The organism is Micromonospora saelicesensis (assembly GCF_900091575.1).
Lineage (GTDB): Bacteria > Actinomycetota > Actinomycetes > Mycobacteriales > Micromonosporaceae > Micromonospora > Micromonospora saelicesensis.
In genome coordinates, this window is record NZ_FMCR01000004.1 from 16,938 (window position 1) to 34,907 (window position 17,970).

Annotated in this window: 16 protein-coding genes; 6 read left to right on the plus strand and 10 right to left on the minus strand. The window is 73.0% G+C overall.

Going from position 1 to position 17,970, the window contains the following annotated elements; translation table 11 throughout:
- Window positions 1–30: 30 nt before the first annotated feature.
- The 5 genes from tsaE to GA0070561_RS18195 all read right to left on the minus strand — a co-directional run bounded on the left by tsaE (window position 31) and on the right by GA0070561_RS18195 (window position 4,712).
- Window positions 31–513 carry a tRNA (adenosine(37)-N6)-threonylcarbamoyltransferase complex ATPase subunit type 1 TsaE gene (gene tsaE / locus GA0070561_RS18175; protein ID WP_091402297.1) on the minus strand — a complete coding sequence of 161 codons (483 nt, stop codon included), beginning with the start codon at window positions 511–513 and terminating at the stop codon, window positions 31–33.
- Window positions 510–1,613: an alpha/beta fold hydrolase gene (locus tag GA0070561_RS18180; RefSeq protein WP_091402299.1), complete on the minus strand. Its 1,104-nt coding sequence runs from the start codon at window positions 1,611–1,613 to the stop codon at window positions 510–512. The genes tsaE and GA0070561_RS18180 overlap by 4 nt, the downstream gene beginning before the upstream one ends.
- Window positions 1,610–2,728, minus strand: coding sequence for an alanine racemase (gene alr / locus GA0070561_RS18185; RefSeq protein ID WP_091402301.1), 1,119 nt, complete (start codon window positions 2,726–2,728; stop codon window positions 1,610–1,612). The genes GA0070561_RS18180 and alr overlap by 4 nt, the downstream gene beginning before the upstream one ends.
- A 90-nt stretch (window positions 2,729–2,818) precedes the next feature.
- Window positions 2,819–4,288 (minus strand): NAD(P)H-hydrate dehydratase, encoded by a 1,470-nt coding sequence (locus tag GA0070561_RS18190; RefSeq protein WP_091402303.1) that lies wholly within the window; start codon window positions 4,286–4,288, stop codon window positions 2,819–2,821.
- 55 nt (window positions 4,289–4,343) lie between these two features.
- Window positions 4,344–4,712, minus strand: a complete 369-nt coding sequence (locus GA0070561_RS18195; RefSeq protein ID WP_091403516.1) for a holo-ACP synthase — start codon at window positions 4,710–4,712, stop codon at window positions 4,344–4,346.
- Between the two features lie 174 nt (window positions 4,713–4,886).
- Between GA0070561_RS18195 and GA0070561_RS18200 the strand changes: the two genes are divergently transcribed.
- Window positions 4,887–5,183: a hypothetical protein gene (locus GA0070561_RS18200; protein ID WP_091402304.1), complete on the plus strand. Its 297-nt coding sequence runs from the start codon at window positions 4,887–4,889 to the stop codon at window positions 5,181–5,183.
- Window positions 5,180–6,772, plus strand: coding sequence for an alpha/beta hydrolase (locus GA0070561_RS18205; RefSeq protein ID WP_091402306.1), 1,593 nt, complete (start codon window positions 5,180–5,182; stop codon window positions 6,770–6,772). Before GA0070561_RS18200 ends, GA0070561_RS18205 begins: the two co-directional genes overlap by 4 nt.
- 3 nt (window positions 6,773–6,775) lie before the next feature.
- On the opposite strand, the gene glmS is transcribed toward GA0070561_RS18205, so the two are convergent.
- A complete protein-coding gene (glmS, locus tag GA0070561_RS18210) occupies window positions 6,776–8,689 on the minus strand; it encodes a glutamine--fructose-6-phosphate transaminase (isomerizing) (protein WP_091402308.1) in 1,914 nt (637 codons plus the stop codon).
- Between the two features lie 561 nt (window positions 8,690–9,250).
- Here glmS and GA0070561_RS33630 point away from each other — a divergent pair.
- Window positions 9,251–9,928: an MmpS family transport accessory protein gene (locus GA0070561_RS33630; RefSeq protein ID WP_167362440.1), complete on the plus strand. Its 678-nt coding sequence runs from the start codon at window positions 9,251–9,253 to the stop codon at window positions 9,926–9,928.
- A gap of 79 nt (window positions 9,929–10,007) precedes the next feature.
- The gene (locus tag GA0070561_RS18220; RefSeq protein ID WP_244166350.1) at window positions 10,008–11,165 is read left to right on the plus strand and encodes a pyridoxal phosphate-dependent aminotransferase; all 1,158 of its coding nucleotides are present in this window, start codon (window positions 10,008–10,010) and stop codon (window positions 11,163–11,165) included.
- Here the strand turns inward: GA0070561_RS18220 and GA0070561_RS18225 are convergent.
- A complete protein-coding gene (locus GA0070561_RS18225) occupies window positions 11,131–11,763 on the minus strand; it encodes a PadR family transcriptional regulator (protein ID WP_091402313.1) in 633 nt (210 codons plus the stop codon). The genes GA0070561_RS18220 and GA0070561_RS18225 overlap by 35 nt on opposite strands.
- Window positions 11,764–11,836: 73 nt before the next feature.
- Between GA0070561_RS18225 and GA0070561_RS18230 the strand changes: the two genes are divergently transcribed.
- Both GA0070561_RS18230 and GA0070561_RS18235 read left to right on the plus strand, forming a co-directional pair.
- A complete protein-coding gene (locus GA0070561_RS18230; RefSeq protein ID WP_167362441.1) occupies window positions 11,837–14,662 on the plus strand; it encodes an ABC transporter permease in 2,826 nt (941 codons plus the stop codon).
- Between the two features lie 5 nt (window positions 14,663–14,667).
- Window positions 14,668–15,414 (plus strand): ABC transporter ATP-binding protein, encoded by a 747-nt coding sequence (locus GA0070561_RS18235; RefSeq protein ID WP_091402317.1) that lies wholly within the window; start codon window positions 14,668–14,670, stop codon window positions 15,412–15,414.
- An 18-nt stretch (window positions 15,415–15,432) separates the two neighbouring features.
- Here the strand turns inward: GA0070561_RS18235 and glmM are convergent, their stop codons facing one another.
- The 3 genes from glmM to rplM form a co-directional block, all read right to left on the minus strand.
- Window positions 15,433–16,788 (minus strand): phosphoglucosamine mutase, encoded by a 1,356-nt coding sequence (glmM, locus tag GA0070561_RS18240; protein ID WP_091402319.1) that lies wholly within the window; start codon window positions 16,786–16,788, stop codon window positions 15,433–15,435.
- 116 nt (window positions 16,789–16,904) lie between these two features.
- A complete protein-coding gene (rpsI, locus tag GA0070561_RS18245; protein ID WP_091402321.1) occupies window positions 16,905–17,387 on the minus strand; it encodes a 30S ribosomal protein S9 in 483 nt (160 codons plus the stop codon).
- A 20-nt stretch (window positions 17,388–17,407) separates the two neighbouring features.
- On the minus strand, window positions 17,408–17,851 hold the full coding sequence (gene rplM / locus GA0070561_RS18250) for a 50S ribosomal protein L13 (RefSeq protein WP_053653864.1): 444 nt from the start codon (window positions 17,849–17,851) through the stop codon (window positions 17,408–17,410).
- Window positions 17,852–17,970: the final 119 nt, after the last annotated feature.

A 17,970-nucleotide genomic window follows, 5' to 3' on the forward strand; every position in this document is an offset into this window, starting at 1 on the left:
CTCTAGGCACCGGGTACGACAGCCGCCGACCTAGCCCAGGTCGGCGAGCCGCCGGGCCCAGTCGCCGCCGATCGGGTCCAGTTCGACGATGCGGGTGTCGTCGTCGCGGCGGTCGATGCGAACCCGCAGGTGCGCGTCCACCAACTGCTCCACCAGGCCCTCGCCCCACTCCACCACGGTCACCGAGTCGTCCACCGACGCGTCGAGGTCCAGGTCGTCGATCTCGGCGCGCGGGTCGGTGGCGTCACCCAACCGGTACGCGTCGGCGTGCACCAGCGCCACCCGGCCGCCCCGGGCCGGGTCGGGGCGGTGCACCCGGGCGATCACGAAGGTCGGTGAGGTGATGTCCCCGAGGACACCGAGCCCGGCGCCGATGCCCTGGGTGAGCGCGGTCTTGCCGGCGCCCAACGGGCCGGTCAACAGCACCAGGTCGCCGGCGCGCAGCAGCCCGGCCAGCCGCTGGCCGAAGTCCCGAGTGTCCTCGACGGTCGGCAGCTTGACGACGTGACTCACCGTTCCTCCACGCTCTGCAATGACTCCAGGAACCGCGCCAGGGCGGCGTTGACCTCGTCCGCGTGCTCCAACATCACCACGTGACCGCTGTCCTTGATCTTCACGAACTCGGCGTGCGGCAACCGGCGGACGATCTCCTCGGAGTGGGTCACCGGCGTGATCATGTCCTTGTCGCCGACCACCACCAGCACCGGAGTCGCCGCCAGCGCCGCCAGCGCCGGGAAGCGCGAGTGGGTGGCCAGGGTCCGCAGGTAGCGGGTCACCGTGTCGGCCGACGTCCGGGAGTTCATCGTCTCCACGTAGGACACCAGCGACGGGCTGGGCTTGCGGGTGCCGAAGCCGTACTTGCGGGTCAGCAGCCAGGCCACGTTCGACGTCGACTTGCGGGCCTTGTCGATCACCGGCCCGCCGTACCGGGTGGCGTTGCTGACCATGTAGAGCACCGGGCCGCCGACCCGGCCGAGCAAGGCGGGCGCGACCAGCTTGGTCTCCGCGATGAGCCCGCCCGACGTGGCCATCAGAACGGTGCCCACCACCCGGTCACCGAACAGTTCTCCGAACAGCTCGGCGAAGGCCATGATGGTCATGCCGCCCATCGAGTGGCCGACCAGCACCAGCGGCCCATCCGGGGCGGTTCGGTCGATCACCTGGCGCAGCGTGCGGCCGAGCACGGCGAGGTCGTACTCCCCGGTCTCCAGCCGGCCGGACCGGCCGTGACCGGGCTGGTCGTAGGACACGATCCGGTAGTCACCGCGGGCGGCGAGCATCTGGCGCTGGAAGTGGAACGTCCCCATGTCCAGGCAGAAGCCGTGCACCAGCACCACAGTCGGTCGCCCCGGCACCGGCCGGGTCGGCTCGACCACCTCGACGTGGATGTCGGTGCCGTCCGGCAGCTCCAAGCGGAACGCCTCGTCGTACCGCTGCTGGTCGAACGTCTCGTGCGCGTAGCGGTCGGCCGGGTCCGCCTTGAGCCGGCGGACCAGGGTCCGCTCGGTCGCGACGCCGGCCGCCAGACCCGCCGCGGCCACCCCCACCGCCGCGCCGACGATCCCGGCGACCCGGCCCGCGGCCGTCCGCGGACGGGGAATGCGATAACTCATGGTTTCTCGCCGTCGTAGACCCGGGGCACCCGCGTGCCGCCGAACCGGGTGACGATCTCGTAGTTGATCGTGCCGACCGCCTCGGCCCAGTCGTCCGCTGTCGGTTCGCCGTCGACGCCGCTGCCGAAGAGCGTCGCCACGTCGCCGTCGGCGACCGGGTCGTCGCCGCAGTCGAGCACGAACTGGTCCATGCAGACCCGTCCCGAGATCGTCCGGCGTACGCCGCCGAGCTGCACCGGGCCGGTGTTGGACGCGTGCCGGGGAACCCCGTCGGCGTACCCGAGCGGCACCACGGCCAGGTTCGCGTCGGCTTCCGTGGTGTAGGCGTGTCCGTAGGAGATACCGGTGCCGGCGGGCACCCGCTTGGTGAGCATCACCCGGGCGCGGGCGGTCATCGCCGGCCGCAACCCGTACGTCTCGCCGGCCACCGGGGACAGCCCGTAGATGGCCAGGCCGGGGCGGACCAGGTCGAAGTGGGTGTCCGGGCGGGTGAGGGTGGCGGCCGAGTTGGCGAGGTGCCGCCAGCGCGGTCGCAGCCCGGCCCGCTCGACCATGGCCAGCCCTTCGTGGAAGACGGCCAGTTGGCGGTCGGTGGTGGGGTGGCCGGGCGAGTCCGCGTACACGAAATGGCTCCACACGCCGACCACCTCGACCAGGCCGTCGGCCTGCGCCTTCGCGGCGGCGTCCAGCAGCGCGGGCCAGTCGGCGACTGTCGCACCGCCCCGGGACAGCCCCGTATCGATCTTGAGGTGCAGGCGGGCGGGACGCCCGGCGAGGCGACTCGCCTCGATCATCTCGTCCAGTTGCGCCAGGCTGGCCGCGCCCAGGTCCACCCCGGCGGTGACCCCCTCGTGCAGCGGCAACCCGGGGGCGAGCAGCCAGGCCAGCACCGGCACTGTCACCCCGGCCCGCCGGAGGGTGAGCGCCTCGTCGAGGGTGCAGACACCGAGCCAGTCAGCGCCGGCGTCGAGCGCCGCGCGGGCGGCCGGAAGCATGCCGTGGCCGTACCCGTCGGCCTTCACCACTGCCATCAACTCGGCGGTGGTGCCGGAGCGGAGCCTGCTCACGTTCTCGCGGATGGCGTCAAGATCGACGCGTACCTCGGCCTGCCACATGTACCCAGCCTACTTTCCGCCGTGATCACCGCGGGCGGCGACGCACGTCCCGACGCGGCGATCCGGTCACCGCACCCGAAACTGCCCCGTTCAGCCCAGCCGGGCCAGCACCGGACGCAGCGCGGTCGCCACGTCGGGCGCGGTCACCGGCCCACTCCGGGCCGCCTCCCGCCCGGCGAGCCCGTGCAGGTACGCGGCCGAGGCGGCGGCCCGATCGGCGGGTACCCCGGCCGCCAGCAGCGAGCCGAGCAGCCCGGCCAACACGTCGCCGGTGCCGCCGGTGGCCAGCGCCGGGGTGCCGGTCGGGTTGACGTACGCCCGACCGTCCGGCGTGCCGATCACCGTGCGATCGCCCTTGAGCAGCACCACCGCGTTCATCCAGGCGGCCAACCGCAGCGCGGCGCCGACCCGGTCGGCGCCCGGCTCCTCCCCGCAGAGACGGGTGAACTCCCGGTCGTGCGGGGTGACCACGATGGGGGCGTCCCGACCCCGCAGCCGGTCGGCGAGCGAGCCGTCCACCAGCAGGGTCAGGGCGTCGGCGTCGAGCACCACCGGCACCGGGGCGGCCAGTACGGCGCGCAGCTCGGCCGCCGCGTCGGCACCGGTGCCCAGCCCGGAGCCGCAGACCCAGGCCTGCACCCGGCCCGCGTCGGCGACCCGCCCGCTGGCGATCACCGACGGGTGCTGGTGCAGCACCTCGGCGCGGGCGCTGCCGGCGTAGCGGACCAGGCCGGTCGGCCCGGCCAGGGCGCCACCCACGGAGAGCACCGCCGCACCAGGGTAGGTCGCCGAGCCGGTCGCCACCCCCACCACGCCCCGGGTGTACTTCTCCGACGCCGGGCCCAGCTGGGGCCACCAGTCGACCAGGTCGGACCACTCGGTGACCCGCAGCGCCGGGGTGCCGCGCAGCCACGGCCGCAGCCCGATGTCGACCAGTTCGACGTGCCCGGCCAGCGCGGCGGCCGGCCCGACCACCAGGGCGGGCTTCAGCGCGCCGAAGGCCACCGTCACGTCGGCGCGGACCGCGGTGGGCCGGCCGGACGCGGACAGCGGCACGTGGCCGGTGTCGACCGCGACCCCGCTGGGCACGTCGACCGCCAGCACTGTGGCCCGCTCCCCGTCGCGTCCGCGCAGCTCGCCGAGGCGCTGGACCACGTCGTCCGCGTTCGCCCGCAGCCCGCCGGTGCCACCGATGCCGACGATGCCGTCGAGGACAAGGTCGACCGGGCCGGCCGGATCCGGCACCACCCGGCCGCCAGCGGCTCGCAGCGCGGCCAGGCCGGCGGCGTGCGCCCGCCCGGGGGTGAGCAGCAGGGCGGACACCTGGACACCTCGGCGGGCCAACCGCTCCCCCGCGTACAGCGCGTCGCCGCCGTTGTCACCGGAGCCGACCAGCAGCAGCACCCGGCCTCCGTAGACTCCGCCCCGCTCGGCGAGCAGGAGCGCGGCGCGGCGGGCCAGGCCGGCGGCGGCCCGCTGCATCAGCGTCCCCTCCGGCAGCGTGCCCATCAACCCCGCCTCGGCCGCCCGTACGTCGGCCACCCGCCACACCGCTCTCATGCCACCGTGTCCCATTCCGTTCGCGGGCGGACCTGACCGGCCCTCCCGGCCGACGTCATCGTTCCGCGACCACCATCGCCGACGCGATCCCGCCGTCGTGCGACAACGAGAGGTGCCAGTGGTTGACCCCGCGTGCGTCGGCCACCGCCGCGACCGTGCCGGAGACGGCCAGCCAGGGTCGGCCATCCGGGTCGGGCACGATCTCGCAGTCGTGCCAGTTGAGCCCGGCCGGGGCGCCGAGCGCCTTGGCCACCGCCTCCTTGGCGGCGAAGCGGGCGGCGAGCGACTCGGGCGAACGCGGGCTGCCGGAGCGGGTGTGCCGCTCGGCCTCGGTGAAGAGCCGGTCGGCGAGCAGCGGCGTCCGTGCCAGGGCCCGGGCGAACCGGTCGACCAGGACGACGTCGATGCCGACAGCGACGATCACCACACCACCCTACCGGCGGTCGGGGCCGCAGATTAGCCGTCGGGCTCGTGCTGGGCAACGCCTGTGGACACCCGGGGGTACGCCTCGACGTCGGCTGTCCACAGGGCACCGCGCGACCTCCGGTACGTGCCTAGCGTCAGCGCGTCGATGCCGATCGTCCACGGGGGTGTGGTCATGACCGACGAGCCGTTCGCCGTCCAGCCGGAGGAGTTACGGGCGGTCGCCGTCCTGCTCGACGACGAGGCGCGCCGGTTGGCGTTGGGCCTCGCGGGGTTGCCCGGGCTGGTGGTGGCGGCGCCCGAGTGGCGAGCCGGCGCGGCGCTGGCCGGGTTGGAGGCAGCCGGGCACGCCTGGTTCTGCCGGCTGGGTGCCCGGGTCGCGGCGACCTCCGGCGGGGTCCGGGTGGCGGCCGAGGCGTACGAGACGGTGGACGACCGGGCCGCCGGCCGGTTCGCCTCCCTACCCCGGTGAGCAGCGTCGGCTACCGACAGCTGTGGGCTGTCGATCCCGGCGGGTGGCGGGCCGCCGGGGCGGCGTGGGCGGGGTTGGCCGGACCACTCGATCGGCACCTCAGCGAGCTTCGCACGGCCACCGGGCGGTTGCGGGGCGGTTGGTCGGGTGCGGCAGCCACGGCGGCGGACACTCGACTCAGCGGTCTGCGTGACGAGCTGACCTCGATCGCACCCGCGCTGATCGAGGTCGACCAGGTGCTGGCCGAGTTGGCCGGTGGGCTGGCGGTGGCGAAGGCGCGGCTCTCCCAGGCGGTCGCCCAGGCCGAGGCGGCCGGCCTGCTGGTGGACCGCTCGGGTGGGGTGCGGGTCGATCCCGCCCGGTTCCGGCCCACCGAGCGGGCCGGGGTCGCCGCCGCTGGGGTGGCCGCGGCCCTGCGGGCCGCGCTCGACGGGGCAGCCGCCGCGGACCGGGCCGCCGCCGACCGGTTGGATGACCTGGCCAGGGCCGCTGGCACCGGTTGGGCGTCCCCGCCCCCGCCGGGCCGACCGGCCCTCGGTGCCGCGCCCGCGCTGGTCAGCGCCTGGTGGTCCGGGTTGACCCCGGCGCAGCGCCGGTGGCTGATCGCGCGCGAGCCGGCAGTGGTCGGCCGGTTGGACGGGCTGCCGGTGGCCGCCCGCGACCAGGCCAACCGGTTACGGCTCGACGCCTGGCGTGCGGAACTGCTGGCCGAGCGGCGACGGCTGCTGTCCCGGGTGCCGTCCGGGCCGCTCGCGTTGATCCGGTTGCGCGGGGTGGCCGGACGGCTGGCCGGTCTGGACGCGCTGGCCGGACGGCTTACCGCCGGCGAGGCGCCGCGGGCGTACCTGCTCGGGTTGGATCCGGCGGGTGAGGGCCGGGCGGTGGTGGCGCTCGGCGACCCGGACCACGCCGACCGGGTGCTCACCTACGTGCCGGGGATGACCGCCGGCCTGGACGACGCCTCCGCCGAGCTGGGCAGAGCGGCCCGGGTGCTGGAGCGGTGCGCCGCGCTCGCCCCGGATGAGCGCAGCGCGGCGGTGCTCTGGTTGGACTACGACGCTCCGGATCTGCTGACCGAGGCAGCCTCGGCGGGTCAGGCCAGGGACGCCGGCCCGGCGTTGCACCGCTTCCAGGAGGGGCTGCGCGTCAGCCACGACGGGCCGCCGGCCCGGCAGACGGTGCTCGGGCACAGCTACGGGTCGCTGGTGGTGGGGGTGGCCGCCCGGGAGCATGGCCTGGCCGCCGACGCGCTGCTCTTCGTCGGCTCCCCCGGTGTCGGCGCGTCGCACGCCTCCGAGCTGGGCGTGGCACCCGGGGAGGTCTGGGCGAGCAGCGCCCCCGACGACGTGATCCGGGCGGCCCGGTCACCGGAGGAGCTGGGCCGACGGGCCCTGCTGCGTACGGCTCCGCTGGCCGCCGTGCTGGGCTGGCCGGGCCAGACCGGGCACGAACTGTGGTTCGGGCACGACCCGTCGGATCCCGGGTTCGGCGCCCGGGTCTTCGGCAGCGGGCGAGGCGGGCACACCGGTTACTGGGACCCGGGCAATCCCGCGCTGGACGGGATGGCCCGGGTCGTGCTGGGCCGCTGAGGCTTACTCGACGGTGACCGACTTGGCCAGGTTGCGGGGCTGGTCCACGTCGTGCCCCCGGGCGGCGGCGATCTCGGCGGCGAGCACCTGCAACGGCACAGTGGTGACGAGCGGGGCCAGCAGGGTGGGCGTACGCGGCACGTAGATCAGGTGGTCGGCGTACCGGACGACCGCCTCGTCGCCCTCCTCCGCGATCACGATGGTCCGCGCGCCCCGCGCCCGGACCTCCTGGATGTTGGAGACGACCTTGTCGTGCAGCATGCCCCGGCCCACCGGCGAGGGCACCACGCAGATCACCGGGGTGCCCTTGTCGATCAGGGCGATCGGGCCGTGCTTCAGCTCACCGGCGGCGAAGCCCTCGGCGTGCATGTACGCCAACTCCTTGAGCTTCAGCGCGCCCTCCAGGGCCACCGGGTAGCCGACGTGCCGGCCGATGAACAGCACCGTCGGCTCGGACTTGAGGTCCCGGGCCAACTCGCGGACGGGCTCGATCCGGTCGAGCAGCTCACGCAGCTTGCCGGGAATCTCCTGCAACTGCGCGACCACCGCGCCCACCTCGTCGGCGAACTTGATCCCGCGCACCTGGGCCAGGTGCAGGCCGATCAGGTAGCAGGCGACGACCTGGGTGAGGAACGCCTTGGTGGAGGCGACGGCGATCTCCGGCCCACCGTGGGTGTAGAGCACGGCGTCGGACTCGCGGGGGATGGTCGAGCCGTTGGTGTTGCAGATCGCCAGCACCCGGGCCTTCTGCTCCTTGGCGTGGCGCAGCGCCATCAGGGTGTCCATCGTCTCGCCGGACTGCGAGATGACCACGATCAGCGTGGACCGGTCGAGCACCGGGTCGCGGTAGCGGAACTCGCTGGCCAGTTCCACCTCGCACGGGATCCGGGTCCAGTGCTCGATGGCGTACTTGGCGACCATGCCGGCGTGGTACGCCGTGCCGCAGGCCACGATGAAGATCTTGTCGACGTCGCGCAGATCCTGGTCGCTGAGGCGGACCTCGTCGAGGGCGATCTCACCGCTCTCGGTGAGCCGGCCCAGCAGCGTGTCGGCGATGGCCTGCGGCTGCTCCTCGATCTCCTTGAGCATGAACCAGTCGTAGCCGCCCTTCTCCGCGGCCGAGGAGTCCCAGTCGATGTGGAAGTCCTTGCCGGCGGCGGGCTGGCCCTCGAAGTCGGTGATCTCGATGCTGTCACCGGTGATCAGCACGATCTGGTCCTGGCCCAGCTCGACCGCTTCCCGGGTGTGCTCGATGAACGCGGCCACGTCGCTGGCCAGGTAGTTTTCCCCGTCGCCCCGGCCGACCACCAGCGGCGAGTTGCGCCGGGCGCCGACGACCGCACCGGGCACGGCGGCGTCGACCGCGAGCAGGGTGAACGCGCCCTCCAGTCGCTGGCAGACCACGCGCATGCCGGCGGCGAGCAGTTGCGGGCTGTCCGGCTGGCCGGCGGCGCGCAGGTCGGCCAGCGCGGCGGCGAGCAGGTGTGCGGCGCACTCGGTGTCGGTGTCGCTGGTGAACTGGACGCCGTCGGCCTCCAGCTCGGCGCGGAGCTTGGCGAAGTTCTCGATGATGCCGTTGTGGATCACCGCGACCCGCCCGTCGGGGGCCACGTGTGGGTGGGCGTTGCGGTCGGTCGGGCCGCCGTGGGTGGCCCACCGGGTGTGCCCGATGCCGGTGGTGCCGTCACCGATGCCGATCGGGCTGGCCGCGCAGGAGGTCGGGTCGTCGGCGGCCCGCTCGGACAGCACCTTTTCCAGGTTGGCCAGCTTGCCGGCCTTCTTCTCGGTCAGCAGCTGGTCGGCGCAGACGATCGCGACGCCTGCCGAGTCGTAGCCACGGTATTCCAGCCGCCGCAGCCCGTCGAGGACGATGCCGAGTGCGGGGCGCGCGCCCGCGTATCCCACGATTCCACACATGGCCCGCAGCCTAACCCAGTTTCACTCATGTTGGTTGCTCGAAAGTCGGGTTATCAATCACGGAATCTGAGCGATCAGGGCCTGCGCGGCCGCAACGGGACGAGCGTCACAGGCCGCTCACGCCCCGCTCTGGAGGGCGGGGTTGCGACACGCCTTCGGGTGCGACAGTCTCTCGGCGGGTTTGGCGCTCCCGTCCACGGCCCGTTCGTCCCATACCCACTCCTGCCCGGAGCAGCCATGTCCGACGCGCCGCCGCCCGACCCGACCCCCTCGTCCGCCCCGGACCCGGCCTCCCACACACCCCCGCCGGATCCGACGGCGCCGCCGTCCTCGGCTCCGTTTCCGGCCTCCGACCCGCTGGCTCCGGGCCAGCCGTGGGCACCGCAGGCCCCCTGGTCACCGCCCCCGCCGGCCGCGCCATGGGCACCGTCTCCGCCCGCCACCCAGTGGACGCCACAACCGTCCCCGACACCGTGGACGCCCGACCCGCAGACGCCCCCGTGGTCGCCCGACGCCGCAGGCCCGCCGCCGGCCGGATCGCCACCGCCGGCGGGGTGGCCGATGCCCGACCAGCAGTCGCCGACCGCTGGCTGGCCACCGCCCGGCTATCCGCCGCCCGGCACCGGCTGGCCGCCGCCCGGCTATCCGCCGCCGTACGCCTACCCCGGGTATCCGCAGGTGCCCGGCAAGCCGGCCACGAGCGGCGGGCGGATCGTCGGGGTCGTCGCCGCGGCCTTCGTGGTACTCGTCCTGCTCGTGTGTGGCTGCCTCTGCGCGGGTGGCCTGTGGCTCGACCCGACCAACTCGGACCCGATCGCTGAGGATCCGTGGGTCGTCCCCGACGACGACGGCTGGACGGAGCCCACCACTGGGCCGATCATTCCGGGGAGACCCACCACCAGGCCATCCACCGCACCGCCAACCCCCAGCAAGAAGCCGATAACCCGACCGACCTCAGGACCGGCACCCGTGACTGTGGTCTACGAGCTCAGCGGGTCGGGTGTCGTCGACCTCGCGTACTTCGACGCCGAGAGTGACCTCATCCACGTCGACGGCCAGAAGCTGCCCTGGCGGACCACCATCCGCACCAACGGCAAGACCAGGGTGATGGTGGAGGCCAGATGGGCCGACGATGAGGGTGAGAGACCACTCGACTGCACCGTCACGGTCACCGGCGCCGGCAAGCCGGTCGTCAACAAGACCCGGGGGTACTGGTCGACCAGTTGCGGGCCAGAGTGAGGCTGGGGTTCGGGCGGTGGATGGCCGTAGGCTGGCGCAGGTGACGACGAGCACCGATGTCGACCCGCTGGTGGCCCGGATGCGGCCGTTCGGCACGACGATCTTCGCCGAGATGTCCGCCCTCGCCGTACGCACCGGCGCGGTCAACCTCGGCCAGGGCTTTCCCGACACCGACGGCCCGCCGGAGATGCTGGCCGCCGCCGCCGAGGCGCTGCGCGGCGGGCAGAACCAGTACCCGCCGGGCCCGGGGATCCCCGCCCTGCGCGCGGCCGTCGCGGCGCATCAGCGGCGGTTCTACGACCTGGCGTACGACCCGGACAGCGAGATCGTGATCACGGCGGGTGCGACCGAGGCGGTCGCGGCGAGCATCCTCGCGCTCTGCGAACCGGGCGACGAGGTGGTCTGCTTCGAGCCGTACTACGACTCGTACGCCGCCTCGATCGCGCTGGCCGGCGCGGTCCGCCGGCCGGTGACGCTGCGCCCCACGGCCGACGGCCGGTACGCCTTCGACCCGGCGGCGCTGCGTGCGGCGTTCGGCCCGCGCACCCGGCTGGTGCTGCTGAACTCGCCGCACAATCCGACCGGCAAGGTCTTCACCCCGGCCGAGTTGGCACAGGTCGCCGAGTTGTGCCAGGAGTTCGGCGCGTACGCGGTCACCGACGAGGTGTACGAGCACCTGGTCTTCACCGACGCGGCGAGCCCGCACGTGCCGCTGGCCAGCCTGCCCGGGATGCGGGAGCGGACGCTGCGCATCTCGTCGGCCGGCAAGACGTTCTCCTGCACGGGGTGGAAGGTCGGCTGGGCGAGCGGCCCGGCGGCGCTGGTCTCGGCGGCGCTCCGGGTCAAGCAGTTCCTCACCTATGTCAACGCCGCGCCGCTGCAACCGGCGGTGGCGGTGGCGCTGGCCCTGCCGGACGACTACTACATCGGCTTCCGGGACGGTCTCCGGCAGCGGCGTGACCAGCTCGTCTTAGGTCTGACCGACGCCGGGTTCGAGGTGCTCGACTCCGAGGGGACGTACTTCGTCACCGCCGACATCACCGCCCTCGGCGGCCGGGACGGTGTGGAGTTCTGCCGCTCGTTGCCGGAGCGCTGCGGTGTGGTGGCGGTGCCCACCCAGGTCTTCTACGACGACGTCGACGCGGGCCGGCGGCTGGTCCGGTTCGCCTTCTGCAAGCGCCCGGAGGTGCTGACCGAGGCGGTCACCCGGCTGCGCGCTCTGGGCTCGGGTCGCTGACCCGCCCGGAGCCGGCCGACTCTGGGTCGGTCGCCGACTGATCCGCTGTCGACGCCGCGAGTCGAGTGAGTAGTTGGCCCTCGTCACCGAGCAGCACCGACTCGGCGTCGTCCACGAACGACAGGTCCGCTGTCACATGCCGGCTGGCCGCGGTGAGCAGCAACCCGACCACCGGGTCCTCGGCGGCCCTCCGTAGGCCGTCCAGATTGCGCAGCTCGCGCAACAGGTGCCCACGCTGGTTGCTCAGCACCGCGCGAACAGTGGCCGCGGAGCCGGACCGGGCGGCGGCGGTGACCTTGAGGAAGAAGTCGTCCCGGAATCCGCCGCTGCGCGGGCTCGGCTCGGCCAGCCACCGCGCCAACTCCGCGCGGCCGGCCGGGGTGATCTCGTAGACCACCCGGTCCGGCTTGATCGGCTGCGGCTGCCGTTCGGCGACGACCAGGTCGTCCCGGGAGAGCCGGTCGAGGATCTGGTAGAGGTGGCCGATGTTCAGCGGCCCCCACTGCGGGCCGACGGCGGCCTCGAACGCGCCCTTGAGCTGGTAGCCGTGGCTCGGGCCACCAGCGAGCAGGGCGAGGACAGCGTGCTGGATCGCCATGTCACCTCCGGTACGGGTCTTGCATTGTCACAATGTATCGCGCAGAGTGGGAGCCAGCACACGGGGAGGCGCGATGCTCGGCTTCATCTGGAGACAGCTCCGCGGCCGTGCGGGACGGTCGGTGGCGCTGCTGGTCGGCGTGCTGGTGGCCACCACCGGCTTCGTGGTCCTGACCGGCGCCACCACCACCTCCCGCCTGGACGTCACCGGCACCGTCGAGCGCAACACCCAGGTCGCCTACGAGATCCTGGTCCGTCCGAAGGGGACCCGCACCTCGCTGGAGGCCGAGCGCGGGCTGGTCCGCCCCAACTATCTCTCCGGGCTGTTCGGCGGCATCACCACCCAGCAGTACGAGCAGGTGACCGCCGTACCCGGCATCGAGGTGGCGGCCCCGATCGCGATGCTCGGCTATTCCACCACGCTGCTGCCGACGCCGATCGACCTCACCGAGGCCGTCGACCGCTCGCTGGATCGTCAGGTCATCCGGGTCGACCCGACCTTCCACGCCGAACGCGGTCTCTCCAGCGCACCGGGCAAACCCCGGTACGTCTACGTGACCACGAAGCCGTTGATCTACCCCCGGATCGACTGGGGGACCGACAGTAACGCCGTGCCGTACTCCGATGGGCGGTCCTACTCCTGGTCGGACACCTGCGGGCCGACCCCCCGCGAGGTGCAGCCAGACGGGCGCAGCCTTCCCATCTGCGATCCCGGATACGCGCTGCTGGGCAACCCGGGCACCTACTCAGAGCGCGAGGACTGGTCCCTGCACGCCGTCCAACTGCTGCCCGACGGCCGGTTCCAAGCCGACTCCTACATCCTCGCGACCGACCGGGACGGCTCCGCCACGCCCTCCGACCGGCTGGTGATGGCGTACGACCTGACCGTGCCGTTCCTCCTGGCCGCTGTGGACCCGGCGGCCGAGGAACAACTCGTCGGACTCGACGATGCAGTGGTCACCGGTCGAGCCGTCCGCATTGACGACAAGGTCGCCGTCAACCCCCGGGGCTCAGCGGACAACCACGAGGTCCCGGTCCTCGTCACCAACCGACCCTTCATCGACGAGTCGCTGGCGGCCAGGTTCACCCGGCTCGCGATCAGCCCCGCAGGGGTGGAGGCGATCGACCTGGAGAAGACGTTGAGCCGCCCCGGGGGGACTCCCGCCGGGTCCGGTCGGTACGACCTCACCGCCGGGCACCAGGCGATGCTCACCGAGGAGCTTTCTCTGGCCGGGTGCTGCCACGGCCAACTTCAGACGATCGTGCAGTCGGCCGAAGTGCAGTACGACCGGCTACCCGACGGCAGCCTGCGGGCCCGCCAGCAACCGCCCGGCGACCCCGAGGTGTACGGCAAGATGGAGGCGTTCAACCCGCTGCCCCGACCCTGGCTCGCCGACGACACCGGGTCCCGATCGATCCGGGCGCTGCCACTACCCGTGGGCGCGAACACCGCCAATCGTTTCTGGCGGGCCGTCGGTGTCTTCGACCCGGGCCGGCTGGCCGGGTTCAGTGACCTCGGCCAACTGCCGCTGGAGACCTACCAGGCGCCGACGGCACAGGGTGCCGACGACCGCAGCCGGGCAGCGCTGGGCGGTCAACCGCTGGCGCCCAGCGGCAATCCCGCCGGCTACCTCTCGGCGCCGCCGCTGCTCCTCACCAACCTCGGCAGTGTGCCGAAAATCCTGGAGGGTGGCGGCGGGCCACAGGCCAAGGCCCCGATCAGCGCCATCCGGGTACGGGTGGCCGACGTGGGCGGCTACACCGAGCGGTCGGCCGAGCGGGTCCGACTGGTCGCCGAGCAGATCGCGGCACGCACCGGGCTGGACGTGGACATCACCCTCGGCTCGTCGGGGGCGCCGCAGACCGTGGAGCTGCCCGCCGGCTCGTTCGGCCGGCCGATGCTGCGGCTGACCGAGAACTGGTCCGCACTCGGCGTGGCGTCGGTCATCACCCAGGCGGTGGACCGTAAGAGCCTGGTGCTCTTCGTGCTGGTGCTGGTGGTCTGCGTGCTCTTCCTCGGCAACGCGGTCAGCGCCGCCGTCCGGGACCGGCGCTCCGAACTGGCGGTGCTCTCGTGTCTCGGCTGGCCGGTTCGCCGCATCGCGGCGCTGATCCTGGGCGAGGTCGCAGTGCTCGGGCTCATCGCCGGTCTGCTCTCGCTGACCCTCGCGGCGCCGCTCGGGATGGCGCTCGGCATCGACGTCGACTGGCGGCGGTCGGCCCTGGCCGTACCCATCGCCCTGCTGCTCGCGATGGCAGCGGGCCTGGTGCCGGCGCTGCGGGCCGCGCGCACCCACCCGGCCGCCGCCCTCCGCCCGATCGTCGCTCCCGCTGGCTGGGTACGCCGGCCACGCACCCTCTTCGGGTTGACGCTGGTGAATCTGGCCCGCACCCCCGGGCGTACGTTCCTCGGCGCCGGCGCGCTGGCCATCGGGGTGGCCGCGCTGACGCTGGTCACCGCCGCCGCGTGGGCGTTCCGGGGCGCGATAGTCGGCAGTCTGCTCGGCGACGTGGTTTCGCTGAGCGTGCGCGGCGCGGACACCGTGGCCGCTGCGGCCACCGTGCTGCTCGGTGCCGCTGCGGTGGCGGACGTGCTCTACCTGAACATCCGCGACCGGGCCGCCGAGTTGGCCACCCTGCGGGCGGTCGGCTGGACCGACGCCGAACTCGGCCGGCTGGTCGGCTACGAGGGGCTGACGCTGGGGCTCGTCGGTTCGACGACCGGCGCGGCGATCGGCCTGGCCAGCGCGGGTTGGCTGATCGGCGCCCTTCCCGGCGCGCTGCTCCTGGTGGCCGTGCTGGTCGCGCTGGCGGGCGCGTTGGTCAGCGCCTTCGCCGCGCTGGTGCCCGCCGCCCTGTTGCCGCGCCTACGACCCGCCCGACTTCTGGCAGAGGAGTAGCAGTCATGAGCGAGCAGATCGGTAGCGCGATCTCGGTCGACCACCTGACACGGCGATTCGGCACCGGGGCGGACCAGCTGACCGCGGTCGACGACGTGTCCCTGACCGTCGCGGCCGGCTCGGTGGTGGCGTTGACCGGGCCGAGCGGGTCGGGCAAGTCGACGCTGCTGCATCTCATCGGCGCGATCGAGCAGGCCGACGAGGGCAGCGTGACCGTTGACGACGTGGTGGTCAGCGCCCTACGTCGGGCCGCACTGGCCCGCTACCGGCAACGGGTCGGGTTCGTGTTCCAGCGCTACCACCTGCTGCCCGCACTCACCGTGCTGGACAACGTGATCGCGCCGGTCCTCCCCCGCCGGGGCCGGGCCGATCACGCGACCCGAGCCCGCGAGTTGCTCGACGCGGTCGGCCTGGCCGGGCGGGAGCGCGCCCTGCCCGCGCAGCTCTCCGGTGGCCAGCAGCAACGGGTCGCCATCGCCCGCGCCCTGATGGGGGCGCCGGGCCTGCTGCTGGCCGACGAGCCCACCGGCAACCTCGACTCCACCACCGGCGGGCAGATCCTCGACCTGCTGCTCGACCTCCGTGAACGGCACGGCATGACCATCCTGCTCGCCACCCACGAACAGGCCATCGCTGCCCGCTGCGACCGACTGGTCCGACTGACCGACGGACGCGTCACCGAGGACCTCGACCTCACCGACGGCGAGGACCCCGCCGACACGTACGAGCGGGCGGCCCGACTGCGGTTGTGACGCCGCCCCGAGGTGGTCTCAGGCGACCGGGCTCGCGGTGCGGACCAGCTCGGCGATCCGCTCGGCGACCTCACGGGCGGTCGCCTCGGTGGCGGCCTCGACCATCACCCGGACCAGCGGTTCGGTGCCCGACGGGCGCAGCAGCACCCGGCCGGTCTCCCCCAGCTCCGCCTCGGCCCGTTCGACCTCGGCGCGTACGGCCGGCGCGGCGGCACCGACGGTACGGTCCCCGACCGGCACGTTGATCAGCACCTGGGGCAGCTTGGTGACCACCGAGGCCAGCTCGGCGAGGGACTGGCCGGTGGCCGCCATCCGAGCCATCAGGTGCAGGCCGGTGAGCACTCCGTCGCCGGTGGTGGCGTGCGCGGGCATCACGATGTGGCCGCTCTGCTCACCGCCGAGCGCCAGCCCGGAGGCGCGCAGCTCCTCCAGCACGTACCGGTCGCCGACCTTGGTCTCGATCAGCCGGATGCCCTGCGCGGACATCGCGAGCCGCAGCCCGAGGTTGCTCATCACGGTGGCCACCAGGGTGTCCTGGGTGAGCGTGCCGGCGTCGCGCATGGCGAGCGCGAGGATCGCCATGACCTGGTCGCCGTCCACCTCGTCGCCGTCGGCGGTGACCGCCAGGCAGCGGTCGGCGTCGCCGTCGTGGGCGATGCCCAGGTGGGCGCCGTGCTCAACCACGGCGGCGCGCAGCGCCTCGATGTGGTTGGAGCCACAGTCGTCGTTGATGTTCAGCCCGTCGGGCTCCGCGTGGATGGCGATGACCTCCGCGCCGGCCTCCCGGTAGGCGACGGGGGCGACCTCGGCGGCGGCGCCGTTGGCGCAGTCGACCACGACCTTGATCCCGTCGAGCCGGTGCGGAACGGTGCCCACCAGGTGCTGGACGTAGTGGTCGGCACCGTCGAGCAGGTCGTGCACCCGGCCGACGCCGGCACCGATCGGCCGGTCCCAGGCGGTGGTGGCGTTCGTCTCGACGGCCGCCTCGATCTGCATCTCGATCTCGTCGGGCAACTTGTGCCCACCGGCGGCGAAGAGCTTGATGCCGTTGTCCGGCATCGGGTTGTGCGACGCGGAGAGCATCACACCCAGGTCGGCCTTGGCCTCCGCGGTGAGGAACGCCACCGCCGGGGTGGGCAGCACGCCGACCCGCACCACGTTGGCACCGGCGCTGGTCAGCCCGGCGACCACGGCGGCCTCCAGCATCTCGCCGCTGGCGCGGGTGTCGCGACCGACGACGGCGAGCGGCGGATGACTGCGGTCCGTCTCGGCGAGTGTGTGCGCGGCGGCCACCGCGAGTGCCAGCGCCAATTCCGGGGTGAGATCCGCGTTTGCCCGCCCGCGTACGCCGTCCGTGCCGAACAACCGACCCATACCCGCCAACCTCCGAAAGAGCACTGCCAGTGAGGAGAAAGCGGAACGGCCGACCCGCCTCCCCCGAGGGGGAGGCGGACCGGCCGTCCGTCAGAAGTACAACGCGCTGGAAAAGATCAGCGCTTCGAGTACTGGGGAGCCTTACGGGCCTTCTTGAGGCCGTACTTCTTGCTCTCCTTGACGCGGGCGTCACGGGTGAGGAAGCCGGCCTTCTTCAGGGCCGGGCGGTCGTCCGGCTCGTTGATGATCAGCGCGCGAGCGATGCCCAGCCGGAGCGCACCGGCCTGGCCGGTGGTGCCGCCGCCACGCAGGTTGGCGATGACGTCGAACTGCTCGGGCTTCTCGGCGGTGACCAGCGGGTCCTTGATGAGCTGCTGGTGCACCTTGCTCGGGAAGTACGCCTCGAGGTCCTGGCCGTTGCAGGTGATCTTGCCGGTGCCCGGGACGAGGCGGACCCGGACGATGGCCTCCTTGCGGCGGCCCACGGTCTGGATCGGCCGGTCACCACGAGGCGCGCGGGCAACGGGCGCCGGCGCCTCGGTGGCCTCGGGGGCCTCCGGGGATTCCGGGGCGACCTCGGTCTCGATGATGTCGGTCATGCTGCTTCCTTCGCCCGCGCTCACTGCGCGATCTGCTTGATCTCGAACGGCACCGGCTGCTGCGCGAGGTGCGGGTGCTCGGCACCGGCGTAGACCTTCAGCTTCTTGATCAGCTGACGGCCGAGCTTGTTGTGCGGGAGCATCCCCTTCACGGCCAGCTCGATGGCCCGCTCGGGACGCTTGGTCAGCAGCTCGTCGTAGCCGATCTGCTTCAGACCACCCGGGTAACCGGAGTGGCGGTAAGCGACCTTGGTCTGGCGCTTGTTGCCGGTCAACGCAACCTTGCCCGCGTTCACGATGACGACAAAGTCGCCCGTGTCGACGTGCGGCGCGAAAGTCGGCTTGTGCTTACCACGCAGCAACGTGGCGGCGTGGGTGGCCAGGCGGCCCAGCACGACATCAGAGGCGTCGATGACGTGCCACTGACGCTCGATCTCACCCGGCTTCGGGCTGTACGTACGCACAGGTCTACCTTGTCTCGTCGTCGGTCTGGGGTCGCGCGCCGAGGTGACCAGATCTAGCAGGCCGGACCAGCGCGCACGAACGACCAAGCGTACCTGAAGGGGCACGCCTCTGGATGTCG